The following is a 25,410-nucleotide window of genomic DNA, read 5'->3' as shown; positions in this document are numbered from 1 at the left end:
CCTCACCCCCGGCGGGCCAGCACGAACCCCCGTGCCCGTTTCTCCTCCCCGGCCGGCTCGCGCAGCACCGTCGCCACCAGTTCCAGACCGGCGCCCGTCAGCGCCTCGGCGACCTGGTCCGGTGTGCGCCAGTAGTAGTCGAGGTCGATGTCGTGGCCGAACCGCTCGGTCAGGTGGAGCCGGCCGGGCTGGGGGCCGGACTGGAAGCCGAGCAGGGCGTGGCCGCCGGGGGCCAGGGTGCGGTGGAACTCCGCGCAGGCCGTCGGCAGCTCCGCGTCCGGCAGGTGGATGGTCGAGTACAGGGCGAGGACGCCGCCCAGCGTGGCGTCGGGCAGATCGAGTGCGGTCATCGAACCGACGTGGAAGCGCAGGGCGGGGTACGCCGCACGGGCCAGTGCCACCATCGCGGGGGAGAGGTCGACCCCGAACACCGGCACCCCCTGCTCGTGCAGCAGCGCGGTGACGTGCCCGGGCCCGCTGCCCAGGTCGGCGACGGGGGCGGAGCCGTTCGCCGTGACCAGTTCGGCGAAGGTCCTGATCAGGGTGCGGTCCAGCGGGTGGAGGTCCCCGGGAGGGAAGCGGGCGCCGTAGTCCTCGGCGATCGTGTCGTAGGAGGTACGGGTCGTCCGGAGGAAGTCCGAGGTCGAGTCGCTCACGTCGGCGGACCCTACCGGGAGGGCACCGCGGCGGGGTCCGGTTCGTGGACATCGCGCGCGTGACCCCCGTGAACCGTGGTATCCGTGGAAGAGGAAACAGAGGTTTTACCCACCAGAGTTCACCGCCATGCGTCCGCCGGTCAGATTTTCTTCCCCTAACGGACTGAACTTTTGTTGATCGTGGGGTAGTTGACCGGCCGGGCGTCCTACCCTTCAGAGGGTGAAGCAATTGATGTCCCTAGAGTCCGAGGCCGGCCTCCCGGGGGATGTGCTCCCCGGCGTGCTGAGCGAGTCCCTGCACGCCGAACTCGTCGCCTTCCGGCGCGACCTGCACATGCACCCCGAGCTGGGCAACCAGGAGTTCCGTACGACCGCCGCGATCAAGGAGCGGCTGGAGCAGGCCGGGCTCAAGCCCCGCGTGCTGAGCACGGGAACGGGACTCGTCTGTGACATCGGTCTCGCGGAGGGTGAGCAGCCGTCCGTACCCCTGCTGGCCCTGCGCGCCGACATCGACGCCCTGCCCATCCCGGACACGAAGAGTGACTGCCCGTACCGGTCGACCGTGCCGGACCGGGCGCACGCGTGCGGTCACGACGTGCACACGACCGTCGTCCTCGGCACCGGGCTGGTCCTCGCGGACCTGCACGCCAAGGGCCTGCTGCCCCGCCCGGTGCGGCTGCTCTTCCAGCCCGCCGAGGAGGTGCTGCCCGGCGGCGCCCTGGGCGCCATCGAGGACGGCGCGCTGACGGGCGTCGGCCGCATCCTCGCCGTGCACTGCGACCCCAAGGTGGAGGCAGGGAAGGTCGGGCTCCGGCACGGGCCGATCACCAGCGCCTGCGACCGGCTGGAGATCGCGCTCGACGGCCCCGGCGGGCACACCGCCCGCCCCCACCTGACCACCGACCTGGTCACCGCCGCCGCCCGGGTCGCCGTCGACGTCCCCGCGCTGGTCGCCCGCCGGCTCGACACCCGCGCCGGTCTCGCCCTCACCTGGGGCCGTATCGAGTCCGGCCACGCCCCGAACGTGATCCCGCAGCACGCGGAGCTGTCCGGGACCGTGCGTCTGTTGGACCTGGAGGCCTGGCGGGAAGCCCCCGACATCGTGCACGCGGCGATCGACGAGGTCGCCACCCTGCACCGGGCCAAGTCGGAGATCACCTATGTGCGCGGGGTGCCGCCGGTCGTCAACGACCGGGAGTCGACCGAGCTGCTGCGCCGGGCCATGGTCGCCCGGCGCGGCATGAAGTCCGTGGAGAGCACCGAGCAGAGCCTCGGCGGGGAGGACTTCTCCTGGTACCTGGAGCACGTCCCGGGCGCCATGGTCCGGCTCGGGGTGCGCCGGCCCGGTGAGCGCACGGTGCGCGATCTGCACCAGGGCGATTTCGACGCCGACGAACACGCGATCACGGTGGGTGTGGAGATGTTCACCGCCGCCGCGTTCCTCGACGTCAACGGGTCGCAGAGCTGAGCGGACGGCCCCCGGTGAGCCCGTTCACGGGCCGGCCGGGGGCCGATTTCCGCTCCGGCGCAACACGGATGCAAGCCAATCGTGCACTGTCCGCAACAGTGGTGTGAGAGGACCAAGACGCCGAGTTCAGGCAGTGTTTGCCTCGAATCGATAACGGCTTCGCGAGAGGGTTTTTTGCGACATCTACGCGCGTTACGATGCCGCGAAGCCGACGCCGCCGGGGCGTCTCGGCCGAAGCACTGACATGGTGCTCACATCAAGCGCCGCCAAGGCGCTCAGGTCAGGTGAAGGAGCCTTCCCGTGCGCCGGGTAGCCAAGCTTTCCGCTGCGTGTATCGCCTCCGCAGCTCTCGCACTGACTGCCACTGCCTGTGGCAGCACCTCCTCCGACAACGACTCCGGCTCGCCCGCCTCGGGCGACGGCAAGGGTGTCAAGGTCGGTCTCGCCTTCGACGTCGGCGGCCGTGGCGACCGCTCGTTCAACGACTCCGCCGCGCGCGGTGCCGACAAGGCGAAGAAGGAGTTCGGCGGCGACATCAAGGAGCTGACCGCGAAGACCTCGGACACCGAGGCCGACCGCGAGCAGCGCCTGTCGGACCTGGCGGACGCGGGTTACAACCCCGTCATCGGTGTCGGCTACGCCTACGCCGCCTCCATGACCAAGGTCGCCGCGAAGTACCCGAAGACCACCTTCGGCATCGTCGACTCGGTGGTGAACGGCAAGAACGTCGACAGCATCACCTTCACCGAGGAGCAGGGCTCCTACCTGGCCGGTGTCGCCGCCGCGCTGAAGACCAAGACCAAGCACGTCGGCTTCATCGGCGGTGTGGACGTCCCGCTGATCAAGAAGTTCGAGGCGGGTTACGTCCAGGGCGTCAAGGACACCAACCCGAAGATCAAGGTCGACACGCAGTACCTGTCCCACGGCTCGGACACCTCCGGCTTCGCCAGCCCCGACAAGGGCAAGGAGGCCGCGCAGGGCATGCTCGACAACGGCGCGGACGTCGTCTACTCGGCGGCCGGCTCCTCCGGCAACGGCGCCATAGAGGCCGTGGCCGGCAAGAAGGGCGCCTGGGCCATCGGCGTGGACTCGGACCAGTACAGCATCCCGGGCCTGGCCAAGTACAAGAACTCGATCCTGACCTCGGTCGTCAAGAACGTCGACGTCGGTGTCTACGACCTGGTCAAGTCCGTCCGCGACGGCAAGCCGCTGACCGGCACCAACACCTACTCGCTCGCCAAGGACGGCGTCTCGCTGGCCACCAGCGGTGGCTTCATCGACGACATCAAGGCCAAGCTGGACGCGGCGCAGAAGAAGATCGTCGACGGCTCCATCAAGGTCAAGACCACCCCGTGACCTGACGGGTCCCGTCGGACCCCGGCTCGGCGGGGGCGCCCTCCGGAGCTCTCCGCCGAGCCATAACAATGTGTCAACTCTACGCGTGTAGCACGGAGTTGCCGCGCTAGCGTCGCCGACGCCTGCCCCCTCCCCGCAGCCCCTTTCCCCGAGGAGAGTGCGCCATCAACGCGTCCAGCCCTCCCGCTGCCGTCGAACTGCGCGGCATCACCAAGCGTTTCCCCGGCGTCGTCGCCAACCGCGACATCGACATCACGGTCCGCACGGGCACCGTCCACGCCCTGTGCGGTGAGAACGGCGCCGGCAAGTCCACCCTGATGAAGATCCTCTACGGCATGCAGCAGCCGGACGAGGGCACCATCACCGTGGGTGGCGAACAGGTCGTCTTCCACAACCCCGGCGACGCCATCGCCCGCGGCATCGGCATGGTGCACCAGCACTTCATGCTCGCCGACAACCTCACCGTCCTGGAGAACGTCGTCCTCGGCGCGGAGAAGCTGCACGGCATCGGGGGCCGGGCACGCGCCCGGATCAAGGAGATCTCCGACGCCTACGGCCTGGGCGTCCGGCCCGACGCCCTGGTCGAGGAGCTCGGCGTCGCCGACCGCCAGCGCGTGGAGATCCTCAAGGTCCTCTACCGCGGCGCCAAGACCCTCATCCTGGACGAGCCCACCGCCGTCCTCGTGCCGCAGGAGGTCGACGCCCTCTTCGACAACCTGCGCGAACTCAAGGCCGAGGGCCTCACCGTCATCTTCATCTCGCACAAGCTGGGCGAGGTGCTCTCCGTCGCCGACGAGATCACCGTCATCCGGCGCGGCACCACCGTCGGCACCGTCGACCCGCGCGGCACCACCCCCAAGCAGCTCGCCGAGCTGATGGTCGGCAGCGAGCTGCCCACCCCGGAGACCCAGGAGTCCACGGTCACCGACGTCCCGATGCTCACGGTGGACGGCCTGCATCTCGCGCAGACCGACCTCGACGGCGTCGAGCGGATCATCCTGGACGAGATCTCCTTCACCATCCACAAGGGCGAGGTCCTCGGCATCGCCGGCGTGGAGGGCAACGGCCAGTCCGAACTGGTCGAGGCGATCATGGGCATGCGCCGGCCCGACGCCGGCGTCGTCACCCTCGACGGGACCGACATCTCCCAGGCTCCGACCCGCGACCGCCGCGAGTCCGGCATCGGCTACATCCCCGAGGACCGCCACCGCCACGGCCTGCTGCTGGAAGCACCGCTGTGGGAGAACCGCATCCTCGGCCACGTCACCGAGAAGCCCAACTCGCGCGGCGGACTGCTCGACCTCAAGGCCGCCCGCACCGACACCCAGCGCATCGTCGAGTCCTACGACGTCCGCACCCCCGGCATCGACGTCACCGCCGCCTCCCTGTCCGGCGGCAACCAGCAGAAGCTGATCGTCGGCCGGGAGATGAGCCACAGCCCCAAGCTGCTCATCGCCGCCCACCCGACCCGCGGTGTGGACGTCGGCGCGCAGGCGGCCATCTGGGACCACATCCGCGAGGCTCGCCGCGAGGGCCTGGCCGTGCTGCTGATCTCCGCGGACCTGGACGAGCTGATCGGGCTCTCCGACACCCTGCGGGTGATGTACCGCGGCCGTCTGGTCGCCGACGCCGACCCCGCCACGATCACCCCCGAAGAGCTGGGCTCCGCCATGACGGGTGCGGCCACCGGCCACCTGGAGCACACAGAGGACGACGCGCGATGAACAAGCTGACCTCACGGATCGACAAGGAGCGGCTGCTCCTCGGCGTCGCCGCGCCCCTGCTGGCGGTCGTCGCCGCGCTCGTCGTCACCACCCTGGTGATCCTCGCGACCGGCAAGAACCCCGGCGACGCCTTCAGCGACATGGTGACCTACGGCTTCGCCAGCGACAGCCAGGTCTACATCCTGAACAAGGCGACGACGTACTACCTCGCGGGTGTCGCGGTGGCCATCGGCTTCCGCATGAACCTGTTCAACATCGGTGTCGACGGCCAGTACCGGCTCGCCGCGTTCATCGCCGCCGTCCTCGGCGGGGCGCTCACCGTGCCCGGCTGGATCGCCATCCCGCTGATCATCCTCTGCGCCATGGCCACCGGCGCCCTGTGGGCGGCCATCGCCGGCGTCCTCAAGGTGACCCGGGGCGTCAGCGAGGTCATCGCGACCATCATGCTGAACTCCATCGCCACCGCGGTCATCGCCTACCTGCTCCAGCCCGGCAAGCTCGGCCAGCTCGACCAGGCCGGCACCCTCGTCTCCACCAAGCCGCTGCCGTCGTCCTCGTACTTCTTCAGCTTCGACACCGGCCCGGCCGGTGAGCTGTGGGGCTTCATCGTCATCGCCGTGCTCGTCGGCGTCGCGTACTGGTTCGTGCTCGGCCGCACCCGGTTCGGCTTCGACCTGCGCACCGTCGGCCAGTCCGAGACCGCCGCCGCCGCGAGCGGCGTCGGGGTGAAGAAGATGGTCGCGACCAGCATGATCATCTCGGGTGCGGTGGCCGGTCTGATCGGCATGCCGACCCTGCTGAACGACAGCCACCAGTTCAGCAACGACTTCCCGGCCGGCATCGGCTTCACCGGCATCGCCATCGCCCTGCTCGGCCGCAACCACCCGATCGGCATCGCCCTCGGCGCGCTGCTCTGGGGCTTCCTGGAGCGCACCACCAACCACCTGGAATTCCAGGGCTACGACAAGGAAATCCTCGGCGTCATCCAGGGCGTCATCGTGCTGTGCGTCGTCATCGCCTACGAGGTCGTACGCCGCTACGGGCTGAAGCGCCAGCAGCAGCGCGTCGGCGCCGAACTCGCCGCCCAGGCCGCCGCCCCGACGAAGAAGCAGGAGGTGGCGTGATGACTGCCACGATGACCGACGCGCCGCCGCCGGCGGCTCCCAAGGCGGCGGGCGCGCCGCAGCGCACCGGCCGCTCCCTCGGCCTGACCCTCATGATCGTCGCGGGCGCCCTGCTGCTCCTGGCCGCCGTCCGCGTGATCACCGGCGCCAACCAGCTCGACTCCGCCGGCCAGGTCGGCGCCGCCCTCGGCCTCGCCGTACCGATCGGCCTCGCCGGACTCGCCGGCCTGTGGTCGGAGCGGGCCGGCGTGGTCAACATCGGCCTCGAAGGCATGATGATCCTCGGCACCTTCGGCGCCGGCTGGATCGGCTGGCAGTCCAGCCCCTGGCTCGGCCTGCTGTGCGGCGTCGCCTTCGGCGTCCTCGGCGGCCTCGTGCACGCCGTCGCCACCGTCACCTTCGGCGTCGACCACATCGTCTCCGGTGTCGCCGTCAACCTGCTCGCGCTCGGCGCCACCCAGTACCTGGCCAAGCTGTTCTTCGCCGACGGCAAGGCCGCCGAGGCGGGCGGCAACCCCAAGCAGTCCCCGCCCGCGGACACGCTGCCCGACGTCACCGTCCCCGGCCTCTCGGACGGCCTCGCGTCGATCGAGAAGCACCACTGGTTCCTGGTCTCCGACCTCGCCGGCATCATCGGCGGTCTGATCACCAACCTGTCCGTGGTGACGATCATCGCCGTGCTGCTGTTCGTCGGCAGCTGGTGGCTGCTGTGGCGCACCCCGTTCGGGCTGCGGCTGCGTTCCTGCGGGGAGAACCCGATCGCCGCCGAGTCCCTCGGTGTCAACGTCTACCAGTACAAGTACGCGGCCGTGGCCGTCTCCGGCGGCCTCGCCGGCCTCGGCGGCGCCTTCCTCGCGCTGGTCACCTCGCACACCTACCTGGAGGGTCAGACCGGAGGCCGCGGCTACATCGGTCTCGCAGCCATGATCTTCGGCAACTGGCGCCCCGGCGGCCTCGCCATGGGCGCGGGCCTGTTCGGCTACTCCGACGCGCTCCAGCTCCGCAACGGCGGCGTGACCGTGCACGCCCTGCTCCTGCTGCTGGTCGTCCTGCTCGCGCTGCTGGCCGGCTGGAAGCTCTACAAGAAGGCCCTGGTGCAGGGCGTGGTCAGTGCCGTCATGGCCGCGCTGGTCCTCGTCTGGTACCTGCTCACCGACGAGGTCCCCAGCGACTTCGTCGGCGCCACCCCGTACGTCGTCACGCTGCTGGTGCTGTCGCTGTCCGCGCAGCGCCTGCGGATGCCGAAGGCGGACGGCATGCGCTACCGGAAGGGGCAGGGCAAGTGACCGGGCGAGCCGCCGACTTCGACTGGGAGGCCCTGCGCGCCGAGGCGCGGGAGGCCATGAGCCACGCCTACGCCCCCTACTCCGGCTACCCGGTCGGCGTGGCGGCCCTGGTCGACGACGGCCGCACGGTCACCGGCTGCAACGTCGAGAACGCCTCCTACGGCCTCGGTCTGTGCGCCGAGTGCGGCCTGGTCTCCCAGCTCCAGCGCACGGGCGGCGGCCGGCTGACGCACTTCACGTGCGTCGACGGCACCGGCGCCCTGCTGGTCCCGTGTGGCCGCTGCCGCCAGCTGCTCTACGAGTTCGGCGGCCCGGACCTGCTGCTGGACACCCCGGCGGGCGTCCTCCCGCTCTCCGAGATGCTGCCCCAGGCCTTCGGCCCGGACCATCTCACCCAGTAATGCCGTACGGCCCCCCTGCCCCGCCCGCAGGGGGGCCGCACACTTCGCACCTCCCGGAAGGAACCACACCCGCCATGGCCATGGACGCCATCTCCGTCATCCGCACCAAGCGGGACCGCGGTGAGCTGACCGACGAGCAGATCGACTGGGTCATCGACGCGTACACCCGGGGCGAGGTCGCCGACGAGCAGATGTCCGCGCTCGCCATGGCGATCCTGCTGAACGGCATGAACCGCCGCGAGATCGCCCGCTGGACCGCGGCCATGATCGCCTCCGGTGAGCGCATGGACTTCTCCTCGCTGTCCCGCCCGACGGCCGACAAGCACTCCACGGGCGGCGTCGGCGACAAGATCACCCTCCCGCTGGCCCCGCTCGTCGCCGCCTGCGGCGCGGCCGTCCCCCAGCTCTCCGGCCGGGGCCTCGGCCACACCGGCGGCACCCTGGACAAGCTGGAGTCGATCCCCGGCTGGCGCGCGCTGCTCTCCAACGAGGAGATGCTGAACGTCCTGGACACCACGGGCGCCGTGATCTGCGCGGCGGGCGACGGCCTGGCCCCCGCCGACAAGAAGCTCTACGCCCTGCGCGACGTCACCGGCACGGTCGAGGCGATCCCCCTGATCGCCTCCTCGATCATGTCGAAGAAGATCGCGGAGGGCACCGGCTCCCTGGTGCTGGACGTCAAGGTCGGCACGGGCGCCTTCATGAAGACGATCGAGGACGCCCGTGAGCTGGCCTCCACGATGGTCGGCCTCGGCACCGACCACGGGGTGAGGACGGTCGCGCTCCTGACCGACATGTCCACCCCGCTCGGCCTCACGGCGGGCAACGCCCTGGAGGTCCGAGAGTCGGTCGAGGTCCTGGCCGGCGGCGGCCCCGCGGACGTCGTGGAACTGACCATCGCCCTGGCCCGCGAGATGCTCGACGCGGCGGGCATCAAGGACGCCGACCCGGCGAAGGCCCTCGCCGACGGCTCGGCGATGGACGTCTGGCGCCGCATGATCGCGGCCCAGGGCGGCGACCCGGACGCGCCGCTGCCCACCGCGAAGGAGCAGCATGTCGTGAAGGCCCCGTCCACCGGCGTCCTGACCCGCCTCGACGCGTACGACATCGGCGTCGGCGCCTGGCGCCTCGGTGCCGGCCGGGCCCGCAAGGAGGACCCGGTGCAGGCGGGCGCGGGCATCGAGCTGCACGCCAAGCCGGGCGACACGGTGACCGAGGGCCGGCCCCTGCTGACCCTGCACACCGACACCCCCGAGCGCTTCGAGTACGCGCTCCAGGCGGTGGCGGGCTCCTACGACATCGCGGCCCCGGGCACGGCCTTCCAGCCCACCCCGGTGGTACGGGAACGTATCGCCTGACCTGCGCCCGCGGCCGTAGGCCGCTGATGTCACGGCCCTTTCGGGTGAACGGGACCGGTGGACCGCCGCCGGTCCCGTTCGGCATGCTGGGATCGGTGACGCACCGATAGGAGACCGCCATGAGCGCACTCACCGTCAGCCAGGACTCCGACCAGAACTGGGACGACCTCGTCCGGTACTGGGAGGAGATGGAATGGCCCGAGGGCAGCAAGGTGGAGATCATCGAGGGGATCATCACCGTGTCACCTGCTCCCGCATCCCGTCACAACGTGATCGCGGAACGTATCCAGCGTCGCCTCTACTCCGTGGTCCCCGAAGAGTGGGGGATCTTCCAGACACTGGCCATCGCCGTGCCGTCACGGCTGGGCATGCTCATCCCGGACCTGGTGGTGGCTCCGGTGCGAGAATGCGCCGAGGCCGACTCCCACATCCCCGCCGCCCTCGCCGAACTCGTCGTCGAGGTCACTTCCAAGTCCAACGCCGGCCACGATCGCGTCAGCAAGCCCGCCGCCTACGCCACCGCCGGTATCCCGCTGTACCTCCTGGTCGACCGATGGGCGCCCGGAGGCCCCACCGTGACGCTCTACGGCGAGCCGAAGGGCGACGTCTACCGGGTTCTCAAGGCGGTCAAGTTCGGCGACCTGATCGAGCTGCCGGAGCCGTTCGGCCTCACCCTCGACACCGGCGAGTTCCCGGTCGACTGACCGGCGTCATCCCGACACCGTCGCCGCCCCGCCGGCCGGACCGGCACCGCGGCCCCGCCACCGCCCCCGATGAGTTCCGCCCGCCCCGCCGGTCTACCGCACGTGGATGCCGAGACCCCCGCCGTGCTGGTGCTGCCCGGGCCCGTTCGTCGGGACGATGTGCCGGGGCTGTGTGCCGATGTGCGGGCGCTGCTGGAGGCCGGCGGGACCGGGGTGGTCGTGTGCGACGTGGGCGGGCTCGGGCCGCCGGGGCTGGCGGCCGTCGACCTGCTGGCCCGGCTGGAGCTCACCGCCCGCCGGGCCGGCGGGCGGATACGGCTGCGGGACCCCGACCCCGCGCTACACGGACTTCTCGGCCTCGTCGGACTCCGCTTCCAGGTGGAGGGGCAGACCGAAGAGCGGGAACCAGCGCTGGGTGTCGAGGAAGCAGTGGAATCCGGTGATCCGGCCGTCTGAGATCTCCAGCACCTGCACCGCCCACGGGCTGAACCCCCCGTTCTCCGGGTCCGGCTTGTAGTGCGCGAAGCCCGGCAGGCCGTTGGCCCGGACCGGCAGCAGCCGGGAACCGGCGCAGGAGGCGCCCAGGGTGGTCATGAAACCGGTGATGTCCGCCGTACCGCGCAGCCACAGGTCGAACGGCGGCATCGTCATGATGGCGTCCTCGTGCAGCAGAGCCGTGAGCGCCGTCATGTCGTAGCCCTCGAACGCCTTCACGTAACGCTCCAGCAGCTTCTGCTGCTCCTCGTCCAGGGGATCGGACACCGCCCCCTCGGCCCCCGCGTCCCCGCGCTCCGCGAGCGTGGCCCGGGCCCGCTGCAAGGCGCTGTTCACCGAGGCGACCGTGGTGTCCAGCAGCTCGGCCACCTCGCTCGCCTTCCAGGCCAGCACCTCACGCAGGATCAGCACCGCCCGCTGCTTGGGCGGCAGCTGCTGGAGGGCCGCCATGAAGGCCAGCCGGATCGACTCCTTGGCGACCGCCGCCTCCGCCGGGTCCTCCACGACCGGCAGCACGCGCGCGTCCGGCATCGGCTCCAGCCAGGTGTTGTCCGGGCGCGGGGAGAGCGCCGCCCGCGCGAGCGGGGTGGCCTCCGACAGGTCCATCGGCCGGGCCCGCTTGCTGCCCGCCGCCAGCATGTCCAGGCACACGTTCGTCGCGATCCGGTACAGCCACGAGCGCAGGCTGGAACGGCCCTCGAACTTGTCGTAGCTCCGCCAGGCCCGCACCAGGGTGTCCTGCACCGCGTCCTCGGCCTCGAAGGAGGAACCGAGCATCCGGTAGCAGTACCCGGTCAGCTCGGTCCGGTGCTTCTCCAGTGCGACGTCCAGATCCGCCGTCGCCGTGCTGTTGCCCATCGTCCACCCACCCCTGTGGCCGTCCCTGTAGCGCGCCGTCGCGCCCCAGCACTTGGGAAGCTACCGCAGCCCACTGACAATGGCCCCCGGAGTGGGAAAAGGACCAGCTCACCATGGTTGCTCGGGGAAGCCGGGCGGCGTGCGCCGGTTCAGTGCGCGCCCACCGGCGCCCGCCGGGCCGCCTCCGCCCGGGCCGCCCGCGAGCCGAGGACGGTGATCGTGACGACGCCGAGGACCGCGAGCAGACCGACCCCGACCGTGCCGGTCCAGCCGTTCGCGTGGAAGGCCAGCGCGCCGACCGTACTGCCGACGCTGGAGCCGATGTAGTACGCGGACTGGTACAGCGCCGACGCCTGGGCCCGGCCCCGCGTGGCCGTCTTGCTGACGGCCGAGGAAGCCACCGCGTGCCCGGCGAAGAAGCCCGCCGTGATCAGCACCAGGCCCGCCAGGACCAGCGGCAGGGAGGCGGTCAGGGACAGCAGCAGCCCCGCCGCCGTCGTACCGCCCGCCAGATACAGCGCGCCCCGGCGGCCGAACCGGCCCACCAGCCGGCCCGCGGCCGACGCGGAGACCGTACCGACCAGGTAGACCAGGAAGATCGAGCCCACGATGCCCTGCGGCAGTCCGAACGGCGCCGCCGTCAGCCGGTAGCCGATCACCGTGTAGACACCGCCGAACACCGTCATGAACAGCGCGCCGATCGCGTACAGGCGGCGCAGCAGCGGGTCGGAGAGGTGACCGCGGACGGTGCCGAGCAGCACCCGCGGGCGCAGCGAGCCCGCCGTGAAGTGCTTCGGGGCCGGCAGCAGCAGCCGGAACGCCACCGCGCAGGCGACCGCGAGTGCGCCGATCACCCCGACCGACACCCGCCAGCCCCACTCCTGCGCGACCCAGCCGGTGATCACCCGGCCGCTCATGCCGCCCACACTGTTGCCCGCCACGAACAGGCCGATCGCCGTGACCAGCGCCTTCGGCCGCACCTCCTCCGCCAGGTACGCCTGTGCCGAGGCCGGCAGTCCGGCCAGGGCCGCGCCCTGCACGGCCCGCAGCACCACCAGCGCGCCGAGCGACGGCGCGAACGGCACCAGCATGCCGACCGTGACGGCCACGGCCAGCGAGGCGGTCATCACCGCACGGCGTCCGAACCGCTCCGACAGCGCGCTCATCGGCAGGACGAACAGCGCCAGTCCACCGGTCGCGGCGGCCACGGTCCAGCTCGCCTCGCTCGCCGCGACCCCGAACTCCCCGGAGATCAGCGGCAGCAGGGCCTGGGTGGAGTAGAGGAGGGCGAAGGTCGCGACTCCGGCGAGGAACAGGGCGAGGCTCATCCGGCGGTAGCCGGGGCCGCCCGGGGTCAGCCGGGAGTCGGAGTCGGCGTCGGAGGTACGGACGGGCGGAACGGCGTCCACGCCGGTGGACGCCCCGGTACTGGCGGGAGACATGCCTCGAACGTAGACACGGCCCCACTCATGCGTCCAATGCATGGAAACGCCATAATCGTTCCCATGGCGCATCAGCAGAGCTCACAGGCGCGACTGTCACCGTCCAGTGACACAGAAGACATGGCGCTGTTGCTCGCGCCCCGCCTCGCGTACTTCGCCGGCGTGGCCCGTACCGAGCACGTCACCCGGGCCGCGCAGGAGCTGAACGTCCCCCAGTCGACGCTGTCCCGGGCGATGGTCCGCCTGGAGCGGGACCTGGGTGTCGACCTGTTCGCCCGCCACGGCCGCACGGTGTCCCTGACCACCGCCGGCCGCACCTTCCTCGCCTCCGTCGAGCGGGCCCTCGCGGAGATCGGGCGGGCCGCCGAGGAGGTCCGCGCGGACGCCGATCCGGCCACCGGCAAGGTCGCCTTCGGCTTCCTGCACACCATGGGCGCCGAGACCGTACCCGGCCTGCTGCACGCCTTCCGCGCCGACCACCCGCGCGTGCGCTTCAGCCTCGTCCAGAACTACGGCGAGGCCATGCTCGAAGGACTGCGCGCCGGTGAACTCGACCTCTGCCTCACCTCACCCGTCCCCGACGCCCCCGACCTGGTCGCCCGCCGCCTGGACGAGCAGAAACTGCGCCTGGTCGTCCCCGCGGACCACCGCCTGGCGGCCCGCCGCCGCATCCGCCTGGCAGAAGCGGCCGAGGAGATCTTCGTCACCCTGGAACCGGGCTACGGCCTGCGCCGCATCACGGACGACCTGTGCCGCGAGGCCGGCTTCAAGCCCCGCATCGCCTTCGAGGGCGAAGAGGCGGAAACGCTGCGCGGCCTGGTGGCGGCGGGCCTCGGGGTCGCCCTTCTGCCACCCCCGACCGTCCCGCGCCCGGGCGTGGTGGAACTGACGGTCACGGCCCCCAGGGCGGTCCGCGAGATCGGCGTGGCCTGGCCGGCCGACCGCCCGGACACCCCACCGGTGGCGGCCTTCAAGAAGTTCCTGCTCTCCAGGAGGGGCAACCTGCTGCCCACCTGAGGCCGCCCGGCCCTACCGCTTCAGCTTCCACGACCTGCCGAACCCCGCGGCCAACGGCATCCGCAGTCCGATCGGCGGCGGCGCCGCCAACGCGTCCTCCACGGGGCGGGACACGGAGTGTCCGAACAACGCGCCCATCACGAAATCCACCGCGAGACACCGCACTTCGTCCCGGTGCCCGTGCAACCCGTGCCCGTCGGAGTGCACTTCGAACCGGCACACCTCCCGGTTCACCTTCTTCGCCCGCGCCGCGAACCGGAACGACAGCTCGGGGTCGGTCCGTTCGTCGTTGGTGCCGTGGGCGATCAGCACCCGCCGGCCGACGAGCTGCTTCACCGGCTCGGCCGGCGCGGCGACGTCCTCCTCCGGCAGCCACGGGGCCAGCGCCACCACGGCGTCGACCGCCTCGTGCCCGCCGGCCCGCAGCGCCGCGCGTCCGCCCATGTCCACGCCCACCAGGCACACGGGAACGTCCCCGTACCGCCGTACGACCTCGTCGGCGGCCCACTCGGCATCCACCGCCAGATGCGCCTCGCTGCCGTTCCAGCCGCGGTAGCGGTACTGCACGGGATGCACGGCCAGCCCCTCGTCCCGGCCCGCGCGGGCCAGCGCGCGGCCCAGGGAGCGGACGAGGCTCATCGCCCGGACAGGGGACGGCCGGCGGACGGAGACCTCCTCCCCGCCGGGGAGCAGCAGCACCGCTCCGCTCACCGACGTCGGCTCCGCGCCGACTGCCTTCCCCAGCCCGGCCGTTCGGACCGGCGTCGCTTGCTGTCCCATGGCAGAACAGTGTCAGAAGGCGCGGTGTACTGAACCCGTGCGCCCGGTCACCGTTGCGTATCGACGGAAAAGCGCCGGGAATCCGTTGTCCCGCGCACCGGGTGCTCTACGCGCGTAGGAGTTAGAGTGCGGAAATGACGAGCCAGACCGCACCGACCGGGAACGCCCCCACCGCGGACCAGATCCGCCGGGCGCCCAAGGTACTGCTGCACGATCATCTCGACGGCGGGCTCCGCCCGGGCACCGTCGTAGACCTCGCCCGGGAGACCGGGTACGCCGACCTTCCCGAGACCGACCCGGACAAGCTGGGCATCTGGTTCCAGGAGGCCGCCGACTCCGGCTCGCTGGAACGGTACCTGGAGACCTTCCGGCACACCGTCGGCGTGCTCCAGACCAAGGAGGCCCTGGTCCGGGTCGCCCGCGAGTGCGCCGAGGACCTCGCCGAGGACGGGGTCGTCTACGCCGAGGTGCGCTACGCGCCCGAGCAGCACCTCGACCGGGGCCTGTCCCTGGAGGAGGTCGTCGAAGCCGTCAACGAGGGGTTCCGGCAGGGGGAGCGGCTCGCCCGCGAGAACGGCCACCGCATCCGGGTCGGCGCCCTGCTGACCGCCATGCGGCACGCGGCCCGCTCCCTGGAGATCGCCGAACTCGCCAACCGCTACCGGGACTCGGGTGTGGTCGGCTTCGACATCGCCGGTGCCGAGGCCGGCTACCCGCCCACCCGGCACCTGGACGCCTTCGAGTACCTCAAGCGCGAGAACAACCATTTCACCATCCACGCGGGCGAGGCCTTCGGGCTGCCGTCCATCTGGCAGGCGCTCCAGTGGTGCGGTGCCGACCGGCTCGGACACGGAGTGCGGATCATCGACGACATCGAGGTCGCCGAGGACGGCTCGGTGAAGCTTGGCCGGCTCGCCTCCTACGTGCGGGACAAGCGGATCCCGTTGGAGCTGTGCCCCAGCTCCAACCTCCAGACCGGGGCCGCGCCCTCCTACGCCGAGCACCCCATCGGGCTGCTGCGCCGGCTCCACTTCCGGGCCACCGTGAACACCGACAACCGGCTGATGTCGCACACCACGATGAGCCGGGAATTCGAGCACCTCGTCGAGGCGTTCGGTTACACGCTCGACGATCTCCAGTGGTTCTCCGTCAATGCGATGAAATCAGCGTTCATTCCTTTCGATGAACGACTCGCGATGATCAATGACGTCATCAAGCCCGGATACGCCGAGCTGAAATCCGAATGGCTGTTCCGCCAGACCGCGTCCACCAGGGGTTCTGCCGGTTCTGAGGCATAGCGGCCGGGTCCTTCCCGGACCGGAATGCGGGCGCGGTTTCACGCGGCGTCCGCATTTCGGTGTTTGCGGCGGACGGCCGGGGATGTTTACGGTCGTGGACCGCTCAGATCGTTCGTGATCTCCCGTCTCCGCATGCAAGGACGCATTCACCATGAAGCAGTCTGCTGCCAAGACCCTCGGTGTCGCCGCCCTCGGCGCCGCTTTCGCCGCCGCCGGTGCGGGCGCGGCCGACGCGGCCCCGGTCAGCCCGGACGCCGGCCAGACGCTGAACACCGTCACCAAGATGCTGCCGCCCGAGCAGGTCATCGAGGCGCTGCCGGACAGCGGTGCCGTGAAGACGGTGAAGCCCGTGGCCAAGCGGGGTGCCGCCGCGGCTCTGCCGACCGCCGGCAAGGGCGCGGCCGCGGCGCGGCCCGTCGTCGACAGCGTCCTCGCCAAGGGGCCTACCAAGCCGGTCGCCGGTCTGCTCGGCGGACTGCCGGTGCGGGGCCTGCCCACGCACGGCGTTCCGGTCAACGGCATTCCGGTCGGCTGAGCCGGCTTCCGTCCGACGCGCGCGGGGCGCTCCGGTGTGTCCGGACGCGCCCCTGTGGCGTGCCCGCGCCCGGGTCCACGCCCGGGCTCGGGCTCACCAGGCGGTGCGGGCCTTGTCCTCGGACGGGAGCAGCAGCCACAGCGCTATGTAGAGCAGGAACTGCGGGCCCGGCAGCAGGCAGGACACCAGGAAGATCACCCGCATCGTCGTGGCCGAGGTGCCGAAGCGCCGGGCCAGTCCGGCGCAGACTCCGCCGATCACGCGGCCGTGGGTGGGGCGGGAAAGGGCGGTCATGTCGGCTCCTCCGTGGTCGTCGGCTCGCTCGCGAGCCGGTGGCGGGTCCCTGGTCCGGGACCCCTCAACTGCCTTCAACGGTACGGAGACGAAGCGGACGAAGCATCACTCTAAGGGGCGATACCGACCCTGGGAATCGTCGGGGTACGGCCCTGAGACAGCTCCTCCTGGACGGAGAGCGCGGGTTCGGGAGTGCCGGGTTCCCGGGTGTCCCGGCGTCGCAGCAGGGCGCGGGCCGCCGGTACGACGGCCAGGTGGGCCAGGACGACCCCCGCCGTGTTCAGCAGCAGCGAGTCGACGTCCACGACCCTGCCCGGCACACCGGTCTGCAGCAGGGCGATGCCGAGGGAGAGGAGGGCGCCGGCCGCGGCCGTACGGATCAGGGACGCGACCGGGGAGACGGTGAGCCTGCCGTGCGCCATCGGGAGCAGCACGCCCAGCGGGGCGAGCAGTGCGAGTCCCTCGCCGAGGGGTCTGACCGCCCGGGGCCACCCCAGCGCCAGGTCTGCCCGGATGCCGGCCAGCGGGCGCAGGTTCGGGGGCATCACCCAGGGGACGTCCAGGGGGCGCAGCATCAGCCAGGCGACGAGGGCGAGATGTGCGACGAGGAGGACACCTCCCGTCACACGGATGCGGATCGCGGCGCTGCCGCCGATGGAGCCTTGACGCTGCACGACCCCCTAGACGCGGGGGCGGGACCGATTGGTTCCGCCGTGGAAACGTTTCGGCTCGTGCGGCGCGTGCGGTGGCCGGCCGGCGGGACCCGCTCACCTGCCCGGTACCGCTACGTCGGGAGCGCCCCGCAGGGGCGCGGAACGGCGCGACCGGCCACGACGGATCCGCAGCCGGGCGACGGACGCGAGCCCCACGGCGGGAACCCGCTCCCCCCGCCACGGCGCAGGGCAACGGTTACGCCGCCCCCCGCCAAGGCCAACCGCAACGACGCGCCACGACCGCCCCCCGGCGAAGGCCAACCGTTACGCCGCTCCGGCCCAGCACAGCGCTACGCGTCCGGTACCCCGCTCGACGGCGGCTGTGCGGTGCCCGGGTGGTCGCGGACCTCGTCCGTGCAGGCGTAGCGGCGGAGGGGGTCCGGGACGGGGCCGGCCAGGATGACCGAGCCGTCGTCCTCCGTCGCCGCCGAGTCGGACAGGGTGCACACCAGCTGGGCCAGGGCGTAGGAGGTGAGCCGCGACGGCGCCGTGCCCAGCCGGAGCGTGTCCTCGGGGTCCTTCGGGCCGGGCCCGCTCACCCGGAGGCCGCCCGGCACGTACGTCGTATAGCCCGCGGAGCGCTCCGCGGCGGACGGCGACGTGGCGAGCTGGTCCAGCAGTCCCTGCGCCACGATCACCCGCCGCCGGGCGTCCGGGGTACCCTCCGGGACCCGCACGGTCCGGTCGACGGCCACCAGGGACGCCCCGCACAGCAGGAACACCTGCACCGGCACCCCGCGCGCGGACTGCGCGGACGCGTCGGGCCCGGCCAGCGAGCACGGCACCCGGGACGGCGCAGGCCCGAAGTCGGTCGGCACCTCCGTGGCCCGGATGCCGCAGCCGGTGAGCAGCACGCCCAGGAGGGGCAGCGCCAGCAGGCGTCGTACGGTCATGACCCCTCCTTCCCCGAGCTTTCGCGGCCGGTCTCGCCGGCCTTGGTGTCCCCGCCGTCCTCCTCGGTCAGCAGGGAGGCGTCCCGTGGCAGCCGGAGTGTGAACACCGCGCCGCCGTCCGGGGAGTTGGCGGCGATGATCTCGCCGCCGTGGATGTGGGCGTTCTCCAGGGCGATGGACAGGCCGAGCCCGCTGCCCTCGGAGCGCGGCCGGGAGGCGCTCGCCTTGTAGAAGCGGTCGAAGACGTGCGGGAGGACATCCTCTGGGATGCCAGGCCCGTGGTCGCGGACCTGGATCTCGACCGAGTCGTCCGCCTCCCGGACCGACACCCGCACCGGCGACCCGCCGTGCTTGAGCGCGTTGCCGATCAGGTTGGCGAGGATGACGTCCAGGCGGCGCGGGTCCAGCCGGGCGTGGATGCCGCGCTCGGCGTCCAGCTCGACGGCGTCCAGCCAGGCGCGGGCGTCGATGCACGCGGTGATCTGGTCGGCGACGTCGACGTCGTCCAGGACCAGCCGGGCGGTGCCGGCGTCGAAGCGGGTGACCTCCATCAGGTTCTCGACGAGGTCGTTCAGCCGCCGGGTCTCGCTGACCACCAGCCGGACGGCGGGCTCGATCATCGGGTCCATGCTGCCGGTCTCCGCCTCCAGTTCCTCCTCCAGCACCTCCGTGACGGCGGTGATGGCGGTGAGGGGCGTCCGCAGCTCATGGCTCATGTCGGCGACGAACCGGCGCGAGGCCTCGTCCCGCGCGGCCATCTCCGCGACCCGCTGCTCCAGCGCCTCGGCCGCGTTGTTGAACGTGCGGGACAGATCGGCGAGTTCGTCGGTGCCGGACACCCGCAACCGGGTGTCCAGCCTGCCCTCGCCGAGCCGTCGCGCGGCCACGCCCAGGCGGTGCACGGGCTTCAGCACGGTCGTGGCGGCGGCCTGCGCGAGCAGCGCGGCGCCGATCAGCGCGAGCCCGGTGGCGATGCCCAGCGACCAGGCCAGCGAGTTGAGGTCCTTCGCCTCCGGCTCCAGGGACTTCGCCATGTAGCCGGTCGGACCGCCGCCGATCACGCGCGTACCGGCCACCAGGTACGGCGTGCCGTGGTCCACGACCCGCTGCCAGTACAGGTGGTACGGCTCCTTGTTGGAGTCGGTCACGGTCTGCCGCTTGGTCACGGCGGTCCGCAGCGACCGGGGCACGTCCTCCAGTGAGAAGCCGTTGATGCCGCCCGAGTTGCCGTACACGGTCTTGCCGTCGGCGTCCTGGGCGACCAGGAGCACGCTGAAGTGCTGGCTGCTGGCGGCCATCTGGCCGGCCGCGCGCTGCACCTGGTCCTGCGTCGGGTGTTCCGGCAGCGCGCCCGCGCGGTTCTGCATCTCCTGCCGGAAGTCGCGCAGCACCGCGTCCTGGGCACGGGTGAGCACGGCCTCCCGGTTGAGCCAGTAGGCGATGCCGGACGCCGACACGGCGGCCGTGAGGGCCACCAGCCCGAAGACGACGACCAGGCGCAGCCTGAGACTGGTGAACCTTAGCCGCGACAGACTTCCCTTGCGCCCCGCGGCCCAGCCGCGCAGCCCCCCTTGCTTATCGGTCACTGAGGGGCGTCCAGGCGGTAGCCGACACCACGGACGGTACGGATGAGCGTCGGCGACGACGGCACGTCCTCCACCTTCGCGCGCAGCCGCTGCACACACGCGTCGACCAGGCGCGAGTCACCGAGGTAGTCGTGCTCCCACACCAGCCGCAGCAGCTGCTGCCGGGACAGCGCCTGACCGGGCCGGCGGCTCAGCTCCAGCAGCAGCCGCAGCTCGGTCGGGGTCAGCTGGAGGTCCTCGCCGTTCTTCGTGACGGTCATCGCCGACCGGTCGATGACGAGGTTGCCGAAGGTCGCCGAGTCGCTGGACTCGCGCTCCCCGCGCCGCAGCACGGCCCGGATCCGGGCGTCCAGCACCCGCCCCTGCACCGGCTTGACGACATAGTCGTCGGCGCCGGACTCCAGCCCGACCACGACGTCGATGTCGTCGCTGCGCGCGGTCAGCAGGATGATCGGCAGCTGGTCCGTGCGCCGGATGCGCCGGCACACCTCGAACCCGTCGATGCCGGGCAGCATCACGTCCAGCACGATGAGGTCCGGCCGCTGCTCACGCAGCAGCTTCAGACCGTCCTCGCCGCTGGCAGCGGTGGCCACCCGGTGTCCCTGGCGCGTCAGGGAGAGCTCCAGGGCCGTACGGATGGCGTCGTCGTCCTCGATCAGCAACAGGGAAGGCACGGGCTCATTCTGGCCCATGGAGGGGTCGCCGTACGACCTGCCGGGACCAGGTCATCCGTAGCGCCACCGGCTGTGCGCGGTGTGTGACCCGCCTGGGCGGGACCCCTGTGACAGGTCTGTGACAGTCGGCAGACATGGCCATGAAGTCACCCCGGCAGTCTTTTGGGCACGGGCAAGGCCGCCGGCCGGAACCAGCCCGGGCAAGACGGAGTCACCGGAAGTCCACGACGGGGAGCGCGAGATGAACACGCTGCACAGCATCAGCACCAGCGCAGTGGTCACGCGTCTGCACGACGTGCACCGGGGACCGGAGAAGTCCGGTGCCGAGGGGGGTCCCTCCCGCGCGAGCGCGTTCGAGCGCGGGGGAGGGCGGGGGTGCGCTCGCGGCACCGGGCGTCAGCACACCGCGTACATGGCGGTGGTCGACACACGGGGGGAAGCTCACGGGGGAGCCGCGTACGGGGAGGACCAGGGGGAGCGCCGTTCGCTGACGGAGGCGGAGTTCACCGCCTACGTCCAGGAGCGCCGCGCCTCCCTGTACGCCACCGCCTACCACCTGACCGGTGACCGCTTCGAGGCCGAGGACCTGCTGCAGAGCGCGCTGTTCTCGACGTACCGGGCGTGGGACCGGATCAGCGACAAGGCCGCGGTCGGCGGATACCTCCGCCGCACCATGACCAACCTGCACATCAGCGCCTGGCGGCGCCGCAAACTCAACGAGTACCCGACCGAGGAACTGCCGGAGACGCCCTCCGACACGGACGCGATGCGCGGCACCGAGCTGCGCGCGGTCCTGTGGCAGGCGCTGGCCCGGCTGCCCGAACTCCAGCGCACCATGCTGGTCCTGCGCTACTACGAGGGCCGCACGGACCCGGAGATCGCGGAGATCCTCGGCATCAGTGTCGGCACGGTGAAGTCCAGCATCTGGCGCTCGCTGCGCCGGCTGCGCGAGGACGAGGTCCTCAGCTTCGGCCGTGACGAGGAGGACGCCTTCGGCGAACTGGTCGCCTGAGGTCCGGGGGGACGACGGGGGAAACGGGGGAAGGGCCGGGGACCACTGGGGGGTGGGCCCACGGGGGAAACGGGGGAGCAAGGGAACGGGGCTGGTGGGCCGGTGGCCTGCTGGCCCCGCTCTTGCGTGCGCAGGGGGTGGTCCGGGGGTCAGGCCGCCGTCCGCTGCCGTACCTGCCGGCCCGCCGCCGCTGCCGAGAGCCGGCCCAGCGCCTCGTCGCGGTCGCAGGGATGCGCGCCGAGCGACACCTGGCGGGCGACGATCGACCGCTCCGCGCGCATCAGCCGCCAGCCGCGGCGCAGCAGGAACGGCACCGACTTGCGGCCCTCCCTCAGATCGCGCAGGAAGCGCCGCCGGAAGGTGGTGACCGGCCCCCGGGACAGGCACAGCGCGTCCGCGAGCAGGCCCCGTTCCCGGCAGCGCTCGACGATCTCGGCGGCGAAGACGCCCTCCGCGATGAACAGCGGGGTACGGCCGATGTGCAGCGTCTCCTCGCCGGTCCGGGCGCTCAGCGAGATGTCGTACACCGGCACCGGCGTCGACCCCGTGGCGCACAGCCGGGCGATGGCCTCGACCGCGACGTCCGCGTCCCACGACTCCGGGTGGTCCCAGTCGATGTCCGAACTCCCCTCCACCAGGGGCAGAGTCGGATCGTCACCCTCCTTGTAGAAGTCGTCCAGGCGCAGCACGGGGAGCCCGGAACGGGCGGCGACGAGTGACTTGCCCGAGCCCGAGGGACCGCACAGCAGCACGACACGGGCGGGGGACGGAGGATGAATGCTCACGGAACACCAGTTTGACGCATGGGGGGCGCCCTGCCGACCCCGCGGGTCGGCTTTTGAGCGTGAGTCTCGCCTCAACTACCCTACGTGTCGACATCCTTACCCTGCGCACCAGAAGGTGGCATCAGCGATGGCCCGACACACCTCCCCCCAGCACTCCGCCGCGCAGCGCGCCCTGATCGTCCTCGCGACCGCCGGAGCGGCCCTGGGCGCGGGGGCGGCGACGGCGTCCGCCGACTCGATCCCCGGCGTGGGCCTCAACCACCGCCCCGTCAACCTCGGCAACGTCGACCCCCGGACGGGAGCGCGCGCCCTGACCGGCACGGTGGGTTACGTGACCGGCCCGGTCGCGGGACTCAAGCCCAACCCGCTCGCGGGCACGGGCGTGGACCCGCTCGACAACGGCGTGGGCACGCAGTTGGCCGACTTCAAGCCGGTCGGCTCCCAGATGCTGACGCGACCGGTCGCGGAGGCCGAGTCGCTGGGGAGCATTCCGGTGGCCGGACAGGCCCTCGGAGCCCTGGACCACTGAGGCGCCCCCGAAGAACCGCGCGGCGGAGTCCGATGCGACTCCGCCGCGCGGGCGCGACATGCCACTACGAATACGCGGTCGGCGAACCGCAGCAGTCCCCCGGCGGACCCGTCAGTAGGAAGACCCCGCCGCGCCCAGCGCCCCCGTCGGGTGCCACACCGTCTTCGTCTCCAGGAACGCCGTCATCCGCTCGGTCCCCGGCGTCTCGAAGTAATCCACAGCCTGTGGACGGAGCACCCGCTTCAGGTTGTCGGCCGCCGCGATCTCCAGCTCCTTCGCCAGGTCCTCGTCCGCGCCCGCGAGGTCGATCGCGTTGACGTCCTGGTGCGCGGCCAGCGGCGCCGCGATCTCCGCCGTACGGCCGGACAGGACGTTGACGACACCGCCCGGGACGTCGGAGGTGGCCAGCACCTCGCCGAGGGACAGGGCCGGCAGCGGCGCCTTCTCGGAGGCGATCACGACCGCCGTGTTGCCGGTGGCGATCACCGGGGCCACGACCGACACCAGGCCGAGGAAGGACGACTCCTGCGGGGCCAGGACGGCGACCACGCCGGTCGGCTCCGGGGAGGAGAGGTTGAAGTACGGGCCCGCGACCGGGTTGGCGCCGCCGATCACCTGGGCGATCTTGTCGGTCCAGCCCGCGTACCAGACCCAGCGGTCGATCGTCGCGTCCACGACGGCCGCCGCCTTCGACTTCGACAGGCCCTCCGCGTCCGCGACCTCCCGGACGAACTGCTCCTTGCGGCCCTCCAGCATCTCCGCGACGCGGTAGAGGACCTGGCCGCGGTTGTAGGCGGTCGCGCCGGACCAGCCGCCGAACGCCTTGCGCGCGGCGACCACCGCGTCACGGGCGTCCTTGCGGGAGGACAGCGGAGCGTTGGCCAGCCAGTTGCCCTTCGAGTCCTGCACCTCGTACACCCGGCCGCTCTCGGAACGCGGGAACTTCCCGCCGACGTACAGCTTGTAGGTCTTGAACACACTGAGTCGGTCAGACATCGAGGTACGCCTCCAGGCCGTGGCGGCCGCCCTCGCGGCCGAAGCCCGACTCCTTGTAGCCGCCGAACGGCGAGGTCGGGTCGAACTTGTTGAACGTGTTGGACCAGACGACACCGGCACGCAGCTTGTTCGCGACGGCCAGGATGCGCGAGCCCTTCTCGGTCCAGATGCCGGCCGAGAGGCCGTACTGGGTGTTGTTGGCCTTGGCGACGGCCTCGTCGGGCGTACGGAAGGTGAGGACCGACAGCACCGGGCCGAAGATCTCGTCGCGGGCGATGGTGTGCGCCTGGGTGACGTTCGTGAAGAGCGTCGGGGCGAACCAGTAGCCGGACGAGGGCAGTTCGTAGGCCGGCGACCAGCGCTCGGCGCCCTCCGCCTCGCCCTGCTCGGCCAGCGCGGTGATCCGGGCGAGCTGTTCGGCGGAGTTGATCGCGCCGATGTCGGTGTTCTTGTCCAGCGGGTCGCCGAGGCGGAGCGTGGACAGGCGGCGCTTGAGGGAGTCCAGCAGCTCGTCCTGGATCGACTCCTGGACCAGGAGGCGCGAGCCCGCGCAGCAGACCTGGCCCTGGTTGAAGAAGATGCCGCCCACGATGCCCTCGACGGCCTGGTCGATCGGCGCGTCGTCGAAGACGATGTTCGCGCCCTTGCCGCCCAGTTCGAGGGTGAGCTTCTTGCGGGTGCCGGCGACCGTGCGGGCGATCTCCTTGCCGACGGCCGTGGAGCCGGTGAAGGCGACCTTGTTCACGTCGGGGTGCGCGACCAGCGCGGCGCCCGCGTCGCCGTAGCCCGGGAGGATGTTGACGACACCCTTGGGCAGGCCGGCCTGGCGGCAGACGTCCGCGAAGAACAGGGCGGACAGCGGGGTCGTCTCGGCGGGCTTCAGGACGACCGTGTTGCCGGTCGCGAGGGCCGGGGCGATCTTCCAGGCCAGCATCAGCAGCGGGAAGTTCCACGGGATGACCTGGCCGGCCACGCCCAGCGGCTTGGGGTCCGGGCCGAAGCCGGCGTGGCCGAGCTTGTCGGCCCAGCCCGCGTAGTAGAAGAAGTGCGCGGCCACCAGCGGGAGGTCCGCGTCGCGGGTCTCCCTGATCGGCTTGCCGTTGTCCAGCGTCTCCAGGACCGCCAGCTCACGGCTGCGCTCCTGGATGATCCGCGCGATGCGGAACAGGTACTTGGCGCGCTCGGAGCCGGGCAGCGCGGACCACTTCTCGAACGCCTTGCGGGCGGCCCTGACGGCACGGTCGACGTCCTCGGAACCGGCCTGGGCGACCTCGGCGAGGACCTCCTCCGTCGACGGCGAGACCGTCTTGAAGACCTTGCCGTCGGCCGCCTCGGTGAACTCGCCGTCGATGAACAGGCCGTAGGAGGGCGCGATGTCGACGATCGCGCGCGACTCGGGGGCGGGTGCGTACTCGAATGCCATGGG

The 25,410-nt window shown here is 71.6% G+C and carries 26 protein-coding genes; 14 read left to right on the top strand and 12 right to left on the bottom strand.

Annotated elements, in window-relative coordinates; translation table 11 throughout:
- Positions 1 to 2 precede the first annotated feature (2 nt).
- The gene (locus tag ACH4LD_RS32645; protein ID WP_398057597.1) at positions 3 to 656 is read right to left on the bottom strand and encodes a class I SAM-dependent methyltransferase; all 654 of its coding nucleotides are present in this window, start codon (positions 654 to 656) and stop codon (positions 3 to 5) included.
- 232 nt (positions 657 to 888) lie between these two features.
- Between ACH4LD_RS32645 and ACH4LD_RS32640 the strand changes: the two genes are divergently transcribed.
- The 9 genes from ACH4LD_RS32640 (at position 889) to ACH4LD_RS32600 (ending at position 10,533) form a co-directional block, all read left to right on the top strand.
- The gene (locus tag ACH4LD_RS32640) at positions 889 to 2,124 is read left to right on the top strand and encodes an amidohydrolase (protein ID WP_398057598.1); all 1,236 of its coding nucleotides are present in this window, start codon (positions 889 to 891) and stop codon (positions 2,122 to 2,124) included.
- Positions 2,125 to 2,424: 300 nt separating this feature from the next.
- Positions 2,425 to 3,480 (top strand): BMP family ABC transporter substrate-binding protein, encoded by a 1,056-nt coding sequence (locus ACH4LD_RS32635; protein WP_132786713.1) that lies wholly within the window; start codon positions 2,425 to 2,427, stop codon positions 3,478 to 3,480.
- 197 nt (positions 3,481 to 3,677) lie between these two features.
- Positions 3,678 to 5,204: an ABC transporter ATP-binding protein gene (locus tag ACH4LD_RS32630; protein ID WP_398057742.1), complete on the top strand. Its 1,527-nt coding sequence runs from the start codon at positions 3,678 to 3,680 to the stop codon at positions 5,202 to 5,204.
- Positions 5,201 to 6,328 (top strand): ABC transporter permease, encoded by a 1,128-nt coding sequence (locus ACH4LD_RS32625; protein ID WP_058081670.1) that lies wholly within the window; start codon positions 5,201 to 5,203, stop codon positions 6,326 to 6,328. The genes ACH4LD_RS32630 and ACH4LD_RS32625 overlap by 4 nt, the downstream gene beginning before the upstream one ends.
- The gene (locus tag ACH4LD_RS32620) at positions 6,328 to 7,614 is read left to right on the top strand and encodes an ABC transporter permease (RefSeq protein WP_132786710.1); all 1,287 of its coding nucleotides are present in this window, start codon (positions 6,328 to 6,330) and stop codon (positions 7,612 to 7,614) included. Before ACH4LD_RS32625 ends, ACH4LD_RS32620 begins: the two co-directional genes overlap by 1 nt.
- Positions 7,611 to 8,015, top strand: a complete 405-nt coding sequence (locus ACH4LD_RS32615; protein WP_398057599.1) for a cytidine deaminase — start codon at positions 7,611 to 7,613, stop codon at positions 8,013 to 8,015. The genes ACH4LD_RS32620 and ACH4LD_RS32615 overlap by 4 nt, the downstream gene beginning before the upstream one ends.
- An 80-nt stretch (positions 8,016 to 8,095) precedes the next feature.
- Entirely contained in the window at positions 8,096 to 9,373 is a 1,278-nt protein-coding gene (locus tag ACH4LD_RS32610) for a thymidine phosphorylase (RefSeq protein ID WP_398057743.1), read from the top strand.
- A 119-nt stretch (positions 9,374 to 9,492) separates the two neighbouring features.
- Positions 9,493 to 10,077, top strand: a complete 585-nt coding sequence (locus ACH4LD_RS32605; RefSeq protein ID WP_398057601.1) for a Uma2 family endonuclease — start codon at positions 9,493 to 9,495, stop codon at positions 10,075 to 10,077.
- A gap of 69 nt (positions 10,078 to 10,146) precedes the next feature.
- On the top strand, positions 10,147 to 10,533 hold the full coding sequence (locus ACH4LD_RS32600) for an STAS domain-containing protein (RefSeq protein ID WP_398057602.1): 387 nt from the start codon (positions 10,147 to 10,149) through the stop codon (positions 10,531 to 10,533).
- Here the strand turns inward: ACH4LD_RS32600 and ACH4LD_RS32595 are convergent.
- Both ACH4LD_RS32595 and ACH4LD_RS32590 read right to left on the bottom strand, forming a co-directional pair.
- Positions 10,417 to 11,430: a sigma-70 family RNA polymerase sigma factor gene (locus ACH4LD_RS32595; protein WP_398057603.1), complete on the bottom strand. Its 1,014-nt coding sequence runs from the start codon at positions 11,428 to 11,430 to the stop codon at positions 10,417 to 10,419. The two genes, ACH4LD_RS32600 and ACH4LD_RS32595, sit on opposite strands and share 117 nt — an antisense overlap.
- Before the next feature lie 149 nt (positions 11,431 to 11,579).
- The gene (locus tag ACH4LD_RS32590; RefSeq protein WP_398057605.1) at positions 11,580 to 12,872 is read right to left on the bottom strand and encodes an MFS transporter; all 1,293 of its coding nucleotides are present in this window, start codon (positions 12,870 to 12,872) and stop codon (positions 11,580 to 11,582) included.
- 63 nt (positions 12,873 to 12,935) lie between these two features.
- On the opposite strand from ACH4LD_RS32590, the gene ACH4LD_RS32585 reads away from it, so the two are divergent.
- Entirely contained in the window at positions 12,936 to 13,889 is a 954-nt protein-coding gene (locus ACH4LD_RS32585; RefSeq protein ID WP_132786704.1) for a LysR family transcriptional regulator, read from the top strand.
- 12 nt (positions 13,890 to 13,901) lie between these two features.
- Here the strand turns inward: ACH4LD_RS32585 and ACH4LD_RS32580 are convergent, their stop codons facing one another.
- Positions 13,902 to 14,669 (bottom strand): alpha/beta fold hydrolase, encoded by a 768-nt coding sequence (locus ACH4LD_RS32580; RefSeq protein ID WP_165951674.1) that lies wholly within the window; start codon positions 14,667 to 14,669, stop codon positions 13,902 to 13,904.
- Between the two features lie 134 nt (positions 14,670 to 14,803).
- Here ACH4LD_RS32580 and ACH4LD_RS32575 point away from each other — a divergent pair, with 134 nt between their 5' ends.
- Together ACH4LD_RS32575 and ACH4LD_RS32570 are read left to right on the top strand one after the other, a co-directional pair.
- On the top strand, positions 14,804 to 15,967 hold the full coding sequence (locus ACH4LD_RS32575; protein WP_398057606.1) for an adenosine deaminase: 1,164 nt from the start codon (positions 14,804 to 14,806) through the stop codon (positions 15,965 to 15,967).
- Between the two features lie 151 nt (positions 15,968 to 16,118).
- Positions 16,119 to 16,502 (top strand): ATP-binding protein, encoded by a 384-nt coding sequence (locus tag ACH4LD_RS32570; RefSeq protein WP_132786702.1) that lies wholly within the window; start codon positions 16,119 to 16,121, stop codon positions 16,500 to 16,502.
- A 93-nt stretch (positions 16,503 to 16,595) separates the two neighbouring features.
- Here the strand turns inward: ACH4LD_RS32570 and ACH4LD_RS32565 are convergent, their stop codons facing one another.
- The 5 genes from ACH4LD_RS32565 to afsQ1 all read right to left on the bottom strand — a co-directional run bounded on the left by ACH4LD_RS32565 (position 16,596) and on the right by afsQ1 (position 20,662).
- Positions 16,596 to 16,796: a PspC domain-containing protein gene (locus ACH4LD_RS32565; protein ID WP_014674578.1), complete on the bottom strand. Its 201-nt coding sequence runs from the start codon at positions 16,794 to 16,796 to the stop codon at positions 16,596 to 16,598.
- 110 nt (positions 16,797 to 16,906) lie between these two features.
- Positions 16,907 to 17,470 (bottom strand): VanZ family protein, encoded by a 564-nt coding sequence (locus tag ACH4LD_RS32560; protein WP_132786701.1) that lies wholly within the window; start codon positions 17,468 to 17,470, stop codon positions 16,907 to 16,909.
- Positions 17,471 to 17,799: 329 nt separating this feature from the next.
- Positions 17,800 to 18,402 (bottom strand): hypothetical protein, encoded by a 603-nt coding sequence (locus tag ACH4LD_RS32555; protein ID WP_398057607.1) that lies wholly within the window; start codon positions 18,400 to 18,402, stop codon positions 17,800 to 17,802.
- Positions 18,399 to 19,988 (bottom strand): ATP-binding protein, encoded by a 1,590-nt coding sequence (locus tag ACH4LD_RS32550; protein ID WP_398057608.1) that lies wholly within the window; start codon positions 19,986 to 19,988, stop codon positions 18,399 to 18,401. Before ACH4LD_RS32550 ends, ACH4LD_RS32555 begins: the two co-directional genes overlap by 4 nt.
- Positions 19,985 to 20,662 (bottom strand): two-component system response regulator AfsQ1, encoded by a 678-nt coding sequence (gene afsQ1, locus ACH4LD_RS32545; protein ID WP_106980762.1) that lies wholly within the window; start codon positions 20,660 to 20,662, stop codon positions 19,985 to 19,987. The genes ACH4LD_RS32550 and afsQ1 overlap by 4 nt, the downstream gene beginning before the upstream one ends.
- 241 nt (positions 20,663 to 20,903) lie before the next feature.
- Here afsQ1 and ACH4LD_RS32540 point away from each other — a divergent pair, with 241 nt between their 5' ends.
- Positions 20,904 to 21,674: a SigE family RNA polymerase sigma factor gene (locus ACH4LD_RS32540; RefSeq protein WP_398057609.1), complete on the top strand. Its 771-nt coding sequence runs from the start codon at positions 20,904 to 20,906 to the stop codon at positions 21,672 to 21,674.
- A 149-nt stretch (positions 21,675 to 21,823) separates the two neighbouring features.
- On the opposite strand, the gene ACH4LD_RS32535 is transcribed toward ACH4LD_RS32540, so the two are convergent.
- Positions 21,824 to 22,426 carry a uridine kinase gene (locus ACH4LD_RS32535; protein ID WP_398057744.1) on the bottom strand — a complete coding sequence of 201 codons (603 nt, stop codon included), beginning with the start codon at positions 22,424 to 22,426 and terminating at the stop codon, positions 21,824 to 21,826.
- Between the two features lie 160 nt (positions 22,427 to 22,586).
- On the opposite strand from ACH4LD_RS32535, the gene ACH4LD_RS32530 reads away from it, so the two are divergent.
- A complete protein-coding gene (locus ACH4LD_RS32530; protein ID WP_398057610.1) occupies positions 22,587 to 22,988 on the top strand; it encodes a hypothetical protein in 402 nt (133 codons plus the stop codon).
- A gap of 111 nt (positions 22,989 to 23,099) precedes the next feature.
- Here ACH4LD_RS32530 and ACH4LD_RS32525 read toward each other — a convergent pair whose 3' ends face one another.
- A complete protein-coding gene (locus tag ACH4LD_RS32525) occupies positions 23,100 to 23,984 on the bottom strand; it encodes an aldehyde dehydrogenase family protein (RefSeq protein ID WP_398057611.1) in 885 nt (294 codons plus the stop codon).
- Entirely contained in the window at positions 23,977 to 25,407 is a 1,431-nt protein-coding gene (locus tag ACH4LD_RS32520) for an aldehyde dehydrogenase family protein (RefSeq protein ID WP_398057612.1), read from the bottom strand. Before ACH4LD_RS32520 ends, ACH4LD_RS32525 begins: the two co-directional genes overlap by 8 nt.
- Positions 25,408 to 25,410 lie beyond the last annotated feature (3 nt).

The sequence above is a fragment of the Streptomyces sp. NPDC017676 genome (assembly GCF_044329325.1).
Taxonomy (GTDB): domain Bacteria; phylum Actinomycetota; class Actinomycetes; order Streptomycetales; family Streptomycetaceae; genus Streptomyces.
Note: the sequence above shows the minus strand (reverse complement) of the source record. Positions and strands in the feature narration are given on the sequence as shown.

Coding starts and splice junctions, on each gene's coding strand:
- ACH4LD_RS32640 (WP_398057598.1), top strand. CDS start 889: ATGTCCCTAGAGTCCGAGGCCGGCCTCCCGGGGGATGTGCTCCCCGGC.
- ACH4LD_RS32625 (WP_058081670.1), top strand. CDS start 5,201: ATGAACAAGCTGACCTCACGGATCGACAAGGAGCGGCTGCTCCTCGGC.
- ACH4LD_RS32620 (WP_132786710.1), top strand. CDS start 6,328: ATGACTGCCACGATGACCGACGCGCCGCCGCCGGCGGCTCCCAAGGCG.
- ACH4LD_RS32610 (WP_398057743.1), top strand. CDS start 8,096: ATGGACGCCATCTCCGTCATCCGCACCAAGCGGGACCGCGGTGAGCTG.
- ACH4LD_RS32605 (WP_398057601.1), top strand. CDS start 9,493: ATGAGCGCACTCACCGTCAGCCAGGACTCCGACCAGAACTGGGACGAC.
- ACH4LD_RS32600 (WP_398057602.1), top strand. CDS start 10,147: ATGAGTTCCGCCCGCCCCGCCGGTCTACCGCACGTGGATGCCGAGACC.
- ACH4LD_RS32595 (WP_398057603.1), bottom strand. CDS start 11,430: ATGGGCAACAGCACGGCGACGGCGGATCTGGACGTCGCACTGGAGAAG.
- ACH4LD_RS32590 (WP_398057605.1), bottom strand. CDS start 12,872: ATGTCTCCCGCCAGTACCGGGGCGTCCACCGGCGTGGACGCCGTTCCG.
- ACH4LD_RS32585 (WP_132786704.1), top strand. CDS start 12,936: ATGGCGCATCAGCAGAGCTCACAGGCGCGACTGTCACCGTCCAGTGAC.
- ACH4LD_RS32580 (WP_165951674.1), bottom strand. CDS start 14,669: ATGGGACAGCAAGCGACGCCGGTCCGAACGGCCGGGCTGGGGAAGGCA.
- ACH4LD_RS32575 (WP_398057606.1), top strand. CDS start 14,804: ATGACGAGCCAGACCGCACCGACCGGGAACGCCCCCACCGCGGACCAG.
- ACH4LD_RS32570 (WP_132786702.1), top strand. CDS start 16,119: ATGAAGCAGTCTGCTGCCAAGACCCTCGGTGTCGCCGCCCTCGGCGCC.
- ACH4LD_RS32565 (WP_014674578.1), bottom strand. CDS start 16,796: ATGACCGCCCTTTCCCGCCCCACCCACGGCCGCGTGATCGGCGGAGTC.
- ACH4LD_RS32555 (WP_398057607.1), bottom strand. CDS start 18,402: ATGACCGTACGACGCCTGCTGGCGCTGCCCCTCCTGGGCGTGCTGCTC.
- ACH4LD_RS32540 (WP_398057609.1), top strand. CDS start 20,904: ATGAACACGCTGCACAGCATCAGCACCAGCGCAGTGGTCACGCGTCTG.
- ACH4LD_RS32530 (WP_398057610.1), top strand. CDS start 22,587: ATGGCCCGACACACCTCCCCCCAGCACTCCGCCGCGCAGCGCGCCCTG.
- ACH4LD_RS32525 (WP_398057611.1), bottom strand. CDS start 23,984: ATGTCTGACCGACTCAGTGTGTTCAAGACCTACAAGCTGTACGTCGGC.
- ACH4LD_RS32520 (WP_398057612.1), bottom strand. CDS start 25,407: ATGGCATTCGAGTACGCACCCGCCCCCGAGTCGCGCGCGATCGTCGAC.